Genomic DNA, 15,245 nt, shown 5'->3' with positions numbered 1-15,245 from the left:
GGACAAAGGTGCGGTATGGGGTGAAAAGATGAACCGACTGCAGAAAATCATAAATGGAATCGTATGGCTGATTATCGGTATTCTCGGGGTTTACATTCTGGGTTACGGAATCAAAGGCCAGTCTCTGTCAAAAGCTGCTTATACCTGCATGAAGGTACTGACAGGCGCGGAGGGGAGTCTCCAGAACGCCGCGGCAGAATGTCTCTATCCGGGACTTGCCTTTGTGGCCGGGGAGCCCCGGACTTCGTCGGGATTTGACGAGTTTCTGATCAGGAAGGCCATGGGAATCTTTCCGCTGTTTTCTTTTATGGATAGCCAGGAGCTGTATGAGACAGCCACAGAAAGCGCAGTCACTTATGAGATCCTGATTCAGGGCGGGGCTCATGATGAAAATGAGATTGATGCCCAGACAGGGGAGGCCTTCGACATTGCGGAAAAAGTGGAGGAGGAGAACTTGAGAGCAGCCCAGGAAGAGCAGGAGGCGCTGGAACAGGAGCGGAGAGAACAGGAAGCGCTGGCTCAGGAGAATCAGACCGGGGAGGATCAGACGGCGGTGGCGGCGCAGAGCGGAGAAATTTTAGGAATCGAGTATACGATGGAGCAGCTGTCAGATTTTGACTTTCTGAAAAATAATTTTTATATCGTGGAAAGTAATACGGATATCAGCAGCGATCTTCTGAACGCGGAGACGCTGCTGGGAATGGATATGACTATGAAGCAGGACAATTCGGCGCCTCAGATCCTGATTTATCATACCCATTCTCAGGAAGGTTTTGTGGACTCCGTGCCGGGAGACAACAGTACCACGATTGTAGGCGTGGGCGAGTATCTGACCCAGATTCTCCGCGATACCTACGGCTACAACGTCATACATAATACGAATGTCTATGATTTTATCGACGGAGAGCTGGACCGGAATCAGGCTTATACACTGGCGGAAGCGGATGTACAGCAGATTCTGGCGGAAAATCCGACGATAGAAGTTATCATTGACCTGCACCGGGACGGCGTACAGGAGGACACCCATCTGGTGACGGAGGTAAACGGAAAACCCACGGCTCAGATCATGTTTTTCAACGGCCTGAGCTTCAGCAAACGGAACGGTCCCATTGATTATCTGCAGAATCCCTATATCGGAGAGAATCTTTCCCTTTCTCTGCAGCTGAAGCTGGCCTGCGAGAAATATTATCCCGGCTTTACCAGAAAGGTCTATCTGAAAAGCCTGCGCTACAACCTGCATCTGCGGCCCAAGTCGCTTCTTGTGGAGGCGGGAGCGCAGACCAATACGCTTCAGGAGATGCTCAATGCCATGGAGCCTCTGGCCTATGTGCTCAATCAGGTGTTGAAGAATCCCTGAGAATCTGTTTTCCCGGAGAGCCGGAGACAAGCAGCGGCTTGATAAAGCAGCTGCCGATGTAATTGATAAAAATTATCAATATCATTTGCGCCTTTTCCGCCCTTATGGTGATATAATGTGTTCTGAGAAAAAGGAGCGGCACAGAAGAAAGGGGGCGGAAGAATGGAGAGCGCAGTCATTATTCTGATTGTCATAGTTATCTGTATCTTTGGGATCAAAAGCTATGCCAGAAGGCTGACCCAGGGCTGCTGCGGGGCGGGCGGGGACGCTCAAAAGAGGGTCCGTGTCAGAGATAAAAATAAAGAACATTATCCATACTGTGTAAAGATAGGCGTGGATGGAATGACCTGCAGCCACTGCAGAGAGCGTGTGGAAAACGCGTTAAATCAGGAAGAAGGCGTATGGGCCCAGGTGAATCTGAAGGAAGGCTCTGCGGTAGTCCGTATGAAAAGGGAGCTTTCCAGGGAGGAGCTTGAGCGGATTATCCGCCGTGCCGGGTATACGATGAAAGAATGAAAAAGAACGAATCAGAGGAGGAATTGATAAGATGCTGAATTGTTTCAGATGTATTGACTGGAAAAAGACGGGAATTTTTGCGGCAGGGGTGCTGTTTGGAACGGCGGGAATCAAAATCCTGTCCAGTAAGGACGCGAAAAAAGTGTACACAAACTGTACGGCCGCAGCGCTGCGGGCTAAAAAGTGTGTGATGAAGACAGCGGCTGTGATTCAGGAGAACGCAGAGGATATCTATGCGGAAGCGCAGCAGATCAACGAAGAGCGTGAAGCGGCGGAGGCTCCTGCAGCAGACGGGCAGGAGTGAAAACACGTGAGGTTTACGGTTAAGCATGAGATAAAAGGAAGAATCCGGGTCCAGCTCATACAGAGAGAGATGACCTTTGAGGAAGCGGACACGCTCCAGTATTATCTGAGCACACGGGAGAATGTGGTCTCAGCAAAGGTGCAGCGCAGGACGTCCGGCGCAGTCATCTGCTACCGGGGAGACCGGGAAGAAATCATAGAGCTTTTAAAAAACTTTCATTATAAAGAAGTGAAGGTGCCCGAGGCCGTGTTCCAGAGTTCGGGAAGAAAACTGGAAGAGGAATACTGGGAGAAGCTTGTCACGAAGGTGGTGCTCCGGGCAGGAAGCAAGATGTTTATTCCCTATCCGCTCCGGGCAGCGGTTACGGCTGTCCGTTCTCTGAAATATCTGCGGCATGGACTGAAGACTCTGGCAAAGGGGCGCATGGAGGTGCCGGTGCTGGATGCTGCGGCAGTAGGCGTATCTGTATTCCGGGGAGATTTTGACACAGCCGGTTCGATCATGTTCCTTCTGGGAATCGGGGAGATTCTGGAGGAGTGGACCCACAAGAAATCGGTGGGCGATCTGGCACGCAGCATGTCTCTGAATATCGAGAAGGTCTGGCTGCTCTGCGGCGGCCAGGAGATCCTGACAGATTCCGCAAACGTGCGGGAGCAGGATCTGGTCGTGGTACATATGGGCAGCGTGATTCCCTTTGACGGCACAGTGGAGGCCGGAGAGGCGATGGTAAATCAGGCGTCTCTGACCGGTGAAGCTGTTCCTGTGGAGAAGAGCAGGGGTGCTTCCGTCTACGCAGGTACTGTGGTGGAAGAGGGAGAGCTGACTTTCCGGGTCCGGGCAGGCAGCGGGGCCAGCAAATACGATCGGATCGCAGCTATGATTGAGGAATCGGAGAAGCTGAAGTCCTCCGTGGAAGGAAAGGCGGAGCATCTGGCGGACAGGCTGGTGCCCTGGACCCTGGCGGGCTCGGCGCTTACCTGGCTGGCGACCGGAAATGTGACCAAGATGCTGGCGGTGCTGATGGTGGATTTTTCCTGCGCGCTGAAGCTTGCGGTTCCCATTTCCGTGCTCTCGGCTATCCGGGAAGCGGGCAGCTTCCATATCACGGTCAAGGGAGGCAAATACCTGGAGGCTGTGGCAGAGGCCGATACTGTCGTGTTTGACAAGACGGGAACCCTGACCAGGGCCTGCCCTGTGGTGGCAGAGGTGGTATCCTTCAACGGGGATGACCCGGATGAGCTTCTGCGGCTGGCGGCCTGCATGGAGGAGCATTTTCCTCATTCCATGGCGAAAGCTGTGGTGGACGCGGCGAAAGCCAGAGACCTGCAGCATGAAGAGAAGCATACCAAGGTGGAGTATCTGGTGGCCCATGGCATCTCTACCACGATAGAAGGCAAGAGGGCTGTGATCGGAAGCTGGCATTTTGTGTTTGAGGACGAAAAATGTGTGCTTCCGGAAGGCACGCAGGAAAAGTTTGATTCCCTGCCTTCGGAGTATTCCCAGCTGTATCTGGCTGTGGAGGGCGTGCTGGCAGGCGTGATCTGCATTGAGGACCCGCTGCGGGAGGAAGCGCGGGAGGTGGTGCGCGCTTTGAAAGAGAGCGGTATCTCCAAGGTGGTCATGATGACGGGAGACAGCGAGAGAACCGCCTGCGCCGCAGCGGAAAAGGTGGGCGTGGACGAGTATTATTCCGAGGTTCTGCCCGAGGATAAGGCCCGCTTTGTGGAGGAGGAAAAAGCAAAGGGCAGAAAGGTCATGATGATTGGAGACGGCATTAACGATTCTCCTGCGCTGTCAGCCTCCGATGTGGGAATCGCCATCAGCGACGGGGCGGAGCTGGCCCGGGAGATTGCGGATGTGACTATCGGGGCCGAGAACCTGTGGCAGATTCTGGCCTTAAGAAAATTGAGTACCGGCCTGATGAGCAGAATCCAGAAAAATTACCGTACAATCGTAGGTTTCAATACGGCGCTGATCCTTCTGGGAGCAGCCGGAATCCTTCCGCCTTCCACATCGGCCCTGCTTCACAATACCTCTACGCTGGTTATCAGCCTGAAGAGCATGAATCCGATTCTGGGCTGACGGCGTTCTGGACGGGTATCTGTCCGGGCTGTGGAAAAGTGACGCGCAGATTTGATAATGGAAACTGAGAAAACTGAAAAATTTGAAAAAGCTTAAGCGGGGGCTGTCAGATGACAGCCCCCGCAGCCGTCTGTCGGGCTGTCTGTCGGGCCGTCTGTCCGGGCCATACGGCAGGGCCCGGCGGTATCTTCTGTCCGGGCAGCCCCTGCGGCGAAATGAAAAAATGCGCCGGTGGTCTTGATCGCGGGACGATTTAAAGGTAAGATAGAGGGAAAGAACTTTTTGACGGAGGAATATACTGGATGACAAAGACAGAACAGAGCAGAATTCGCAATTTCTGTATTATTGCGCACATTGATCACGGAAAATCTACTCTGGCAGATCGAATTATAGAGATGACGGGACTTCTGACGAGCCGGGAGATGCAGGCTCAGGTCCTTGACAATATGGATTTGGAGAGAGAGCGCGGCATTACCATAAAAGCTCAGGCAGTCCGCACGATTTACAGGGCGAAGGATGGGGAGGAGTATATCTTCAACCTGATCGATACGCCGGGACACGTGGACTTCAATTATGAGGTTTCCAGAAGTCTGGCTGCCTGCGACGGAGCGGTTCTGGTGGTGGACGCTGCTCAGGGAATCGAGGCCCAGACCCTGGCAAACGTATATCTGGCCCTGGATCACGATCTGGACGTGATCCCGGTCATCAATAAGATCGATCTCCCCAGCGCAGACCCTCAGCGGGTCATTGACGAGATTGAGGATGTAATTGGGCTGGAGGCCCAGGACGCTCCCCAGATCTCCGCCAAGACAGGGCTCAACGTGGACCAGGTGCTGGAAGCCATTGTGGAAAAGATTCCGGCGCCGGGCGGAGATCCGGAGGCACCTCTTCAGGCCCTGATTTTTGATTCCCTTTATGATTCCTATAAAGGAGTCATCGTGTTCTGCCGGATTATGGAGGGCACGGTGCGGAAAGGGACCCCGATCCGCATGATGGCTACAGGCGCTGAGGCTGACGTGGTGGAAGTGGGCTACTTCGGAGCAGGACAGTTCATCCCTGCGGAGGAGCTGTCCGCCGGCATGGTAGGCTACCTGACGGCCAGCATCAAGAACGTGCGGGACACCCATGTGGGAGATACGATTACAGACAGGGAGAGGCCCTGTGAAAAGGCCCTTCCCGGTTATAAGAAGGTGCTCCCCATGGTGTACTGCGGTATGTATCCGGCGGACGGAGCCAAATATCCGGATTTAAGAGACGCGCTGGAGAAGCTGCAGCTGAACGATGCGTCTCTGCAGTTTGAGCCGGAGACCTCAGTGGCCTTAGGCTTTGGTTTCCGCTGCGGTTTCCTGGGACTTCTGCATCTTGAGATTATTCAGGAGCGCCTGGAACGGGAATATAATCTGGATCTGGTAACCACGGCTCCCAGCGTAATTTATAAGGTATATAAGACAAATGGAGAAGTGATAGAGCTTACGAATCCCTCCAACCTGCCTGACGCCGCGGAGATAGAGCATATGGAGGAGCCTGTGGTCAGCGCGGAGATCATGGTGACGACGGAATTCATCGGTCCGATTATGGAGCTCTGTCAGGAACGAAGAGGCACTTATCTGGGTATGGAATATATGGAGGCGACCAGAGCGCTTCTGAAATACGAGCTGCCTCTGAACGAAATTATCTATGATTTCTTTGACGCCTTGAAGTCCAGATCCCGGGGCTATGCTTCCTTTGACTATGAGATGAAGGGCTATGTGCCCTCCGAACTGGTGAAGCTGGACATCCTTGTAAATAAGGAAGAGGTGGACGCTCTGTCCTTTATCGTACACAGCAGCACGGCCTACGAGAGAGGACGGAAGATGTGCGAGAAGCTGAAGGAGGAGATTCCGCGGCACCTGTTTGAGATCCCCATCCAGGCGGCTGTGGGAGGAAAGATTATCGCCAGGGAGACCGTAAAGGCTGTGCGCAAGGACGTGCTGGCCAAGTGCTATGGCGGCGACATCACGCGAAAGAAAAAGCTTCTGGAGAAGCAGAAGGAAGGAAAGAAGCGGATGCGCCAGATTGGAAACGTGGAGATTCCGCAGAAGGCCTTCATGAGCGTGCTGAAGCTGGATGATAAATAAGAAACAGGAAAACGGAGCTATGAGAACGGCAGAGCAGAATACTTCAGAAAAAATGGCGGCCGGACCGGCTGCCCGGAAGCAGAGGCTTGGCGTCTACCTCCACATCCCCTTCTGTGTGCGCAAATGCGCCTACTGCGATTTCCTCTCGGCTCCCGCATCCCGGGAGACCAGGGAACAGTATGTGGAGGCTCTGAAAGAGGAAATCCGGAGAGCAGGGGAACTGGGTGAGCGGTACCGGATAGAGACAGTTTTCTTCGGAGGAGGGACGCCCTCCCTTCTGGAAGGAAGACAGACGGCGGAGATCCTGGAGACCCTTTCTCAGGTTATGCTCTTTGCCGGGGATACAGAGATCACGGTGGAATGCAATCCGGGAACTCTCACAGAAGAAAAGCTGGGTGCTTACAGGGCGGCAGGCGTGAACCGTCTAAGCATCGGCCTTCAGTCGGCAGATAACCGGGAGCTTTTGCTTCTGGGAAGAATCCATACCTTTGAAGAATTTCTGGAGAATTATGAGCTTGCGCGAAAGAAAGGGTTCCGGAATCTGAACGTAGATCTGATGTCGGCCCTGCCGGGGCAGACGCGGGAAGGCTGGCTTCGGACACTGGAAAAGGTCACTGATCTGGAGCCGGAGCATATCTCGGCATACAGCCTGATCATCGAGGAGGGAACGCCTTTTTACGACAGGTACCGGGAAGGGGCGCCCGGCTTTCGGGAGCTTCCGGATGAGGATACGGACCGGCGGATGTATGAGGATACGAAACGGTATCTTGGAGAACGGGGCTATGAACGGTATGAGATTTCCAATTACGCAAAGCCGGGCTATGCCTGCCGCCACAATCTTTCTTACTGGGAAAGAGTGGATTATAAGGGCTTTGGAACCGGGGCCGCGTCTCTGCTTGAGGGAGTGCGCTATAAAAACAGCACAGATCTGGCGGCTTACCTGAAAAAAGAGTTTACATACGAGAGCGTGTTTCCTTTAAGCAGGAAGGACGAACTGGAGGAAACCATGTTTCTGGGACTTCGAAAGATGGAAGGCGTGGTTTTGACAGAACTGATGAGAAATATTTACGGGGATACTCTGGACAGGCTTACGCGGGAAGGCGTTCTCGCCTGCGGCGGCGGCCGGATATTTCTGACGGACAGGGGGATAGATGTCAGCAACTATGTGTTATCAGAGTTTCTGCTGGATGAAGAAATATAAATGGAGGCTTCTGCTTGCGGCCGTGTTTCTGATTCTTCTGGCTTTTCCGCCGGCTGTGCTGACCAGAGTGCAGGTGGCTTTTAGGGACAGCAGCTATCCGGAAGCGGAGAATCTGAAGATTCTCGTCTCCAAGAGTGATGAGACCATTCCTTTTTCCGGACTGAAGACGACCTATGGGAAAACAGGAAAAAGCCGGATCTGGTTTTTTGATCCCATTTACCGGAAAGGAACTTATATCAGGCGGCTGGACCCCATTGACTCCGAATACGACGAAGTGATACAGATTCGGTCCATCACAGTGACCTTTAACGGCCTGGGTGGATTTACGCTGGAGGGAGAGGCGCTTGCCCGGGCCTTTTCCGCAAACGATCAGGTGGAAATTCTGGAGACGGGAGAGGAGGGCCTGTCCCTGCGGATTACAGGGTCGGATTCTCAGCTTTTCCCCACGGAAAGCTTCTGCAGGCAGTATGCGGACACGGCAGACCGGTACGCCCGCGCGGGAGTGCTGCTGCTCTTTGCGTTTCTGGCAGCCGTATATGCGGCCAGCCGGCTTTACGGAAGACTTAGAAAAAGCAGGAAAGAGGAGAGGTGCCTTGATCTGGCGGACGTGATCCTGGCCCTTGTGGCAGCCGGAGCGGTTTTCTTTCTGATTCTGGCTGTGATTTATGGAGATTACGGGCTGAATCCGGATGAAAAGGAAAGCCGGAACGCGGTCCGTTATTATGCGGAGGCAGACCACAATCTGCCGCCGGACATCCGGGAGAACGACGTGTCTCCCACGATCGGTACATACGGAACCACGCGGCTGGCGGAAAAGACACCCTATTATTTTTATGCGGGAAAGCTCTTTTCCCTGTTTTCCGGAGAGCACATGGAGAGGCTGTTCGGGCTGTGCCTGGGCATCGGGCTTGCCCTGTTTGTCCTTTCTCAGCTCAGGCGGAACCGGTATCTGGCGGCAGTCTTTTTCCTGACGCCGCAGGTCTGGTATCTGTACTGCTACTGTACTTCGGACGCGCTTGACTATGTGGTTTCCGTGCTGGTGCTGTACCAGCTGGCCTGCGGGAAAAGTATGCTGAACAGCCTTATCCGGCGGGGCGTGAAGAAAAAGGACGCAGGGAGAATTCTGCTGCTTGGAATTCTGTTCGGTCATGTACTGACGGCCAAGGCCAATTATTATGTGATTCTGATTTACGCGTTTTTCATGCTGCTGGTTCCGTTCCTGTCAGCGGACAAAAAAGAGAAGCTCAGGCTTTTGAAGACTTATTTCTGGATTGTGCTGGCCGCATTCCTGTTTGTGGGAGCCCGTCTGTTTATAGACTTCGTCCATTATGGCTTTGATAAAGACGCGGTGGTGATGCAGATCCGGGAGGCAAGGGCCGTGGACGGGCTCAGGCCCCAGGACCCGCCGGAAGAGCAGGCATGGTCCTTTATGATGTACAGGAAGGGTATTTCCTTCTGGAGCTTCCTTAGGGATTACGGCCTGTTTGGAAGCCTTCTGCGTTCGGCTGTGGGCGTGTACGGCGGCATGAAGATTCAGGGGCCGGACTGGTATTATCCTGCCATGGGAGCCGTCTATGCGGCGCTTTATGTTTTGATGACTGTTTCCGTATGGAAAAAGGGGGGCAGGGCCGGCAGGCAGAAATGGGCGCTCCTTCATGTGACAGCTCTGATATCTGTTCTGCTTGTGCTGTATAATGCGTATTTCGTAGATTTTCAGCCCCAGGGCCGTTATCTGCTTCCGGTATTTATCATGGCCGGCCAGGGGCTTTCCCTGGATGGAGAACTGCTTCGGAAGCCTTCCTTCCAGGCATTGATCTGCGCCGCCGCCCTGCTGTCGCTGTATTCTTTTGCATCGGGGACTCCGCAGCTGTGGGAGAGCTGGCCCGGATGATGCTTCGGAAGAGGCGGACAGGCGCCGTTTAAAGATATGATTCAGAAAAACAGAGAGGAAAAAGGGATGATAAGAGAAGTAATATTCGATATCGACGACACGCTTTACAATTATGAGACAGGTCACGCGCTGGGCATGAAAAGGATGGCGGAGTACGCCAGGAAGGAATTCGGCGTGGAGCCGGAGGAATTTGAGAGCATGTATAAAAAGCTGAACCGGGAGATTATAGAGCATCTGGGACGGGACAACGCTGCGATTCACAGCCGGAGCATCCGCCTGCAGAATATGCTGGAGCAATGGGGAAAACCGCTGTTTCCCCACTTGAAGACTCTGTATCATCTGTACTGGGACACGCTTATCGATGAAAGCAGTCCGGAGCCCGGCAGTCTGGAAGCCATGCGGGAGCTCTGTGAGATGGGCATTTCCATCGGTATCGGGACAGATATGACCACTGCCATGCAGTATGAGAAGTTGGAACGCTTTGGATTCGGCCCCTATATCCGGCATATTGTCACCAGCCAGGAGGCGGGATATGAGAAGCCCCATCCGGTTTTCATGTCGCTCTGCCTGCAGAAGGCAGACTGCGCGCCGGAAGAATGTGTCTTTGTGGGCGACACCTTTAAAAAAGATGTGCTGGGAGCGCTGAATACGGGAATGCGTGCGGTCTGGTACAACGCGAAAGGAAAGCAGATTCCGGAGGATGTGGATCTGGCTGGAAAGGAATATAAGGAAATCCGCCATTTTGATGAGCTGGTGCCTTATATCAGGTCTCTGTCACAGGGATAATGAAAGAACGTGAGGAGTAGAAAATGGAAGAGTTGAAGTATTTGGAAGAGCAGCAGGTAAGTCCCGGACTGCTCCGGGAGGTAGAGAAATTCCGGAAGGAATATCCGGTGCCGGAGAAGGTACAATCCCGGGTGGTGAAGCCGCCGGTTCCTTTTTATGGAAAAGAGATTCTGGAGATGGCCATAGCTGCCCTTCTGCAGGGAGAAAATGTGCTGCTGAGCGGTTCCAAGGCCACCGGAAAAAATATTCTGGCGGAAAATCTTGCCTGGATTTTTCACCGGCCTTCTTACAATATTTCCTTTAATGTCAATACAGACAGCAGCTCGCTGATCGGAACAGACACCTTCGTAGATAACGAGGTAAAGCTTCGCAAGGGGCCCGTCTACCAGTGCGCGGAAAACGGCGGATTCGGCATCTTCGACGAGATCAATATGGCGAAAAATGACGCTGTTTCCGTTCTGCATGCCACGCTGGATTACCGGAGGCTCATCGATGTGCCGGGCTATGACAGAATCCAGCTCCACCCGGCTGCGCGGTTTATCGGAACCATGAATTATGGCTACGCGGGCACCCGGGAGCTGAACGAGGCCCTGGTTTCCCGATTCCTGGTGATTGATATGCCGCCTCTTTCTGAGGATACGCTGATGCTGATTCTGCGCTCCAGCTTCCCGGACGCAAAGGAAGAGGGGCTTCGGACCTTTGCGGGCCTGTTTCTGGATCTGCAGCTGAAGGCGTCCAACAGTGAGATTTCCACGAAGCCTCTTGATCTGCGCGGTATGATCGGAGCGCTGAAAACCATTCGCTGCGGCCTTAAGCCCCGGACGGCAGTTACCATGGGAATTACCAATAAGAGCTTTGATATTTTTGAAAAGGAAATTGTCGGGGATATTGTAATGACAAGAGTTCCGGAGGACTGGACCCCGGAGCAGATTTTTTAAATGATGGAAAACAGGGAAAAAGAACAGGTAAAAGAGCAGATAAAAGAGCAGAAATTAGAGCGGGAATTGGAACAGGATTATTTTGAGGAATATCAGTTTGAGATAGAAAACCGAATCCGGAATCTCTGCTGGACGGTCAGCGGCGACTACAGCCTGAATCTGAAGCTGGATACGGTCTCTTTTTCAAAATCTCCCTATATCTCTTTGTATGACGCGGTGAAGCAGGGAGGCTTTTCCAGGTATTTTGACCGGGACGCTTTTGGCCTTTATCTGGTGAAGAAGCTGTACTGCGGGGCGGACGAGCAGCCTTTGACGGTTCTGGCCCAGATGGCTGTGGACAGCGCGGTCTACCGGAAGGTAAGCAGGGAAAGGCCCGGCGTGCTGGAAATCAGGAAGAAGGCCTTTTCGGATACACTGGAATTTGATTTTAACCGGCTTGCGGCCATGTATATCGGGCAGATTAGAATTGCGGTCATGCAGGAGGCCATCCGGGGCGGAATGCCGGTGCAGAGCCGAATGCAGAAGGCCCTGGACATGTTGAAAAGCCTGGAAGAGACGGATGACGTGATGGATATCATCCGGGTGGTGGATGAGCTTTACAACTGGCTGGTGGACCCGTACTTTGAGCGGAATCACGGAGACCTGGATAAGGTGCTTTCCGTCACCATGGAGGAGCTGAAGGAATTCAGCTGGAAGGAGTTTCTGGAAGAGGAGGCCGCGGAGGAAGAGCTTACCCAGGTGCTGAACCGGGTGGAGCAGGCCGTGACGCAGACTGCCGAGGTGCAGACGGACCAGGAGAAGAAGGAAAGACGCATGAAGCGGGTGGTGGTGGACGCCGAATCCGCGGCAAAGATGTACTCCTACATTGAGCTGAATTACGGCCGCTCTTATCTGACACCCGGAGAGCAGGAAAGGCTGAACCGCAGTCTCTGCCGGGGAGCCCATGCGGACTGCAGCCTGTATTTTACCGATGGCATTCTTTCCGGAATGGTGAAGAGAAATTATCAGTCGGAGTACGCAAGACGGGCAAAATCAGACAATCTGAGAGTCTACGGGCATAACATGCGCGTCTCCCGGAGAAACATTGAACAGCTGTCAGACACCCTGCGCCGGGCGCTGACGGTGCGGAGCGAGCGGGAGACGGTGCGCTCGGAATACGGAACCATCGCGCCGGCAAGACTCTGGAAGCTGGGCCGGAGCCGGGACAAAAAACTGTTCGACCGGGAAGTGAAAAAGGACAGCTCAGAATTTGTGGTTTTTGTTCTGATCGACGCCAGCGGTTCCCAGAGAAGCAGGCAGAGCCTGGTGGCCCTCCAGGGGTTTATTATCAGCGAGGCCTTAAGCATTGTGGGAATTCCCCATCGGGTCATGGGCTTCTGTACCTTCTGGGACTATACGGTGATGCAGCGGTACCGGGATTACGACGATCCGAGAGAAGCAAATAAAAAGATTTTTGAGTTTCACGCTTCCTCCAACAACCGGGACGGACTGGCGATCCGGGCGGCGGCGGCCAGTCTCCGGGAGCGTCCGGAGGAAAACAAGGTACTTATCGTCTTAAGCGACGGGCGGCCCAACGATATCATTGTCAACAGGCCCAACAGCCGGAATCCGGCTCCCTATGCGGGAGACTACGCGGTGCGGGATACCGCTTCGGAGGTGCGTAAGGTCCGCGCGGAGGGAATCTCTGTGCTGGGCGTCTTCGCCGGAGAGGAAGAGGATCTGATGGCGGAGCGGAGAATTTTCGGCCGTGACTTTGCCTATATCCGCAATATTATGAATTTTTCCAGCGTGGTGGGTCTGTATCTGCGGCGGCAGCTGGATGATACGCCGTAAGGAGAAAGCCGGGGAACACGCTGTACAGAAATATATACGACAGGAGAAAGAAGCATGAGAGCATGGATAAGAAAATGGTGGAAGCCTCTGCTGCTGGTTTTGATACTGGCAGGCTTCCTTCTGTATCCGCCCGTGGTGCTTACAGAGGTACGGATAGATTTTGAAGATGAAGGTTATGGGGCCGGAAGGCACTGGAAGGCGCTGACTTCCTTTACAGAGCATGCGGGCCTGGACAGTGTGAGGGACACCTACAGCAAGCCGGGAGAGGCAAGGATATTTTTCTGGGACATCCGGTTCCGGGACGGCCGTACTCTGAAGCGGATGGACCCCATCGATTATAATTCAGAGAATGAAATCCGGGTAAAGGAGATGGCGTTCTTTATCAATGGATTTTATGCGGGAAAGCTGGAGGGCGAAGAGCTGCTTGCGGCCTTTGAGCCCAATGAGCAGGTGCAGGTCTATGAGACGGATTCCGGCACCATGGGACTTCTGATACAGGGGGAGGATGCTCAGCTTATTCCCACGGAAGCATTTCAGGAGTTCTACAGCGGGATTGCCAGGCAGTATGCGAGGACGGGTGTTCTCTATCTGATTCCCATACTGGCAGCCGCGGTTTTTGTGGTGGAATTCTACCGGCGGCGTATCTGGCGGCAGAGAGAAGGCCGCTTTTTCCTGGCCGTGGATACGCTGCTTTACGCAGTGGGGGTGGCGGCGATCCTGCTGGTGCTGGCCGGGGCCTTTACCGGCTCATCGGATCTGAATCCGGATGAGTCAGAAAGTATCTATTCTGTCCGGTACTATATCAGCCACTGGGCTGTGCCGGATGCCAGAGAACTTGATCCGGAGGCGTATTCTGCCTTTGGCACAGCGCGCCTTACAGAACTGAATCTGTTTTACATCTTTGCGGCGCAGATTGCAAGGCTGTTTACTTTTGAACACGGAGCCCGGCTTTTCAGTGTCATGATGTTTGCGGGACTGATGTATCTGCTGTTCTGGAATCTGAAGAAGAATCGTTTTCTTCTGTGCGCTTTATATCTGACGCCCCAGGTCTGGTATCTGTATACCTACTGTACTTCAGATGCTCTGGATTTTGCGGTGGGAGTTCTGGCTCTTTATCAGGTGGCAAATCCGGACAGTATGCTGCACAGGCTTACAGAGACCGGCATAAACAGACGGAATTTCTGGAAAGTGCTTCTTCTCGGCTTCCTGTTTTCCAATATTTTCATGTCAAAACAGAATTATTATGTTCTGGCGATTTATGCGGTGTTTATGCTGATGGCGGATCTTTTTGCGCAGCGCAAAGAACAGAGAAGGCAGCAGTTTACAGTATACCTGTGGCTTTCCGGGGCTGCCCTGCTGTTTCTGGGAATTCGGTATATACCGGAATTTCTGCACTACGGATTCCAGCGGGGACAGGTGCTTCTTGAGATGCAGGAGGCAGTCGCGATCCCGAAACTGAATCCGGCTTCGCCCCCGTCTGTGCAGAGCTCTGCCTTCAATCTGTACGGCAAGGGTGTTGCGCTCACGGAAGTACTGTTTGGCATGGGGCTGAACAAGACGCTGTTCCGATCCTTTGTGGGGACCTACGGAAGCCTGCAGTTCCCCAGTCCGGACTGGTACTGTACGCTGATGGGAGTCATTTATCTGATGTTTCTTCTGGGAATCTGCTGGCAGGTTATCCGCGAAAAGGGACATGCGGAGCGGAAGGTGAAGCTGGCGCTCCTGTTCGTCTGCGGGCTGATTTCCTATGCCCTTGTGATTTATAACGCCTGGTTTGTGGATTTTCAGGCTCAGGGACGCTATATGCTTCCGGTGCTGATTTTTGCCGCCCATGCTGCGGGACTGAAGCCGGAAGCCGCCAGGCAGAAATGGTTCCAGATCATAATCTGCGCCACAGCAGTGCTGTCGCTGTATTCCTTTGGGGTATACTGTATTCCGAATATTCAGCCGCCCTATTAAAGACTCATTTGTGGAAGGAGAGAACTGCTCATGAAAGAATATGAAGTAGTACACGAGATTTTCAACCAGTGTTCCAACAATCAGATGCGGGATGTGTTTATCGAAGAAGTGCCTATTGCGGATCTGGAAGCCTATGTGGTCAGCCGCCATCAGGGAGAGCGGGATTTTACCTACGAGCGGGAGGATCTGGCGGACGGTACGGTGATTTATCATGTGAATACTTCCGGTCTGCTGCAGAGATATACGTTTACAGAGATCTGA

12 protein-coding genes are annotated in these 15,245 nt (G+C 53.4%); all 12 read left to right on the top strand.

Going from position 1 to position 15,245, the window contains the following annotated elements; genetic code table 11:
• Window positions 1–28: 28 nt before the first annotated feature.
• On the top strand, window positions 29–1,357 hold the full coding sequence (gene spoIIP, locus B5E82_RS08185) for a stage II sporulation protein P (protein ID WP_242966274.1): 1,329 nt from the start codon (window positions 29–31) through the stop codon (window positions 1,355–1,357).
• 162 nt (window positions 1,358–1,519) lie between these two features.
• The gene (locus B5E82_RS08180) at window positions 1,520–1,873 is read left to right on the top strand and encodes a heavy-metal-associated domain-containing protein (RefSeq protein ID WP_087307068.1); all 354 of its coding nucleotides are present in this window, start codon (window positions 1,520–1,522) and stop codon (window positions 1,871–1,873) included.
• A 31-nt stretch (window positions 1,874–1,904) separates the two neighbouring features.
• Entirely contained in the window at window positions 1,905–2,177 is a 273-nt protein-coding gene (locus B5E82_RS08175; RefSeq protein ID WP_087307067.1) for a DUF6110 family protein, read from the top strand.
• 6 nt (window positions 2,178–2,183) lie between these two features.
• Complete coding sequence (locus B5E82_RS08170) at window positions 2,184–4,259, top strand: heavy metal translocating P-type ATPase (RefSeq protein ID WP_087307066.1); 2,076 nt, start codon at window positions 2,184–2,186, stop codon at window positions 4,257–4,259.
• A gap of 302 nt (window positions 4,260–4,561) precedes the next feature.
• Window positions 4,562–6,376 carry a translation elongation factor 4 gene (gene lepA / locus B5E82_RS08165; RefSeq protein ID WP_087307065.1) on the top strand — a complete coding sequence of 605 codons (1,815 nt, stop codon included), beginning with the start codon at window positions 4,562–4,564 and terminating at the stop codon, window positions 6,374–6,376.
• Window positions 6,377–6,428: 52 nt separating this feature from the next.
• On the top strand, window positions 6,429–7,577 hold the full coding sequence (gene hemW / locus B5E82_RS08160) for a radical SAM family heme chaperone HemW (RefSeq protein ID WP_087307103.1): 1,149 nt from the start codon (window positions 6,429–6,431) through the stop codon (window positions 7,575–7,577).
• Window positions 7,528–9,468, top strand: a complete 1,941-nt coding sequence (locus tag B5E82_RS08155; protein ID WP_140393103.1) for a hypothetical protein — start codon at window positions 7,528–7,530, stop codon at window positions 9,466–9,468. The genes hemW and B5E82_RS08155 overlap by 50 nt, the downstream gene beginning before the upstream one ends.
• Window positions 9,469–9,534: 66 nt before the next feature.
• Window positions 9,535–10,254, top strand: coding sequence for an HAD family hydrolase (locus tag B5E82_RS08150; protein ID WP_162610741.1), 720 nt, complete (start codon window positions 9,535–9,537; stop codon window positions 10,252–10,254).
• Window positions 10,255–10,277: 23 nt separating this feature from the next.
• Entirely contained in the window at window positions 10,278–11,192 is a 915-nt protein-coding gene (locus B5E82_RS08145; protein ID WP_087307062.1) for an AAA family ATPase, read from the top strand.
• Entirely contained in the window at window positions 11,193–13,025 is a 1,833-nt protein-coding gene (locus tag B5E82_RS08140) for a cobaltochelatase CobT-related protein (RefSeq protein ID WP_242966272.1), read from the top strand. It abuts the gene before it with no gap.
• 54 nt (window positions 13,026–13,079) lie between these two features.
• Entirely contained in the window at window positions 13,080–14,984 is a 1,905-nt protein-coding gene (locus B5E82_RS08135) for a DUF2142 domain-containing protein (protein WP_087307061.1), read from the top strand.
• Window positions 14,985–15,014: 30 nt separating this feature from the next.
• Window positions 15,015–15,245 (top strand): hypothetical protein, encoded by a 231-nt coding sequence (locus B5E82_RS08130; protein WP_087307060.1) that lies wholly within the window; start codon window positions 15,015–15,017, stop codon window positions 15,243–15,245.

Source organism: Lachnoclostridium sp. An138 (assembly GCF_002160765.1).
GTDB lineage: Bacteria > Bacillota > Clostridia > Lachnospirales > Lachnospiraceae > Laedolimicola > Laedolimicola faecalis.
Note: the sequence above shows the minus strand (reverse complement) of the source record. Positions and strands in the feature narration are given on the sequence as shown.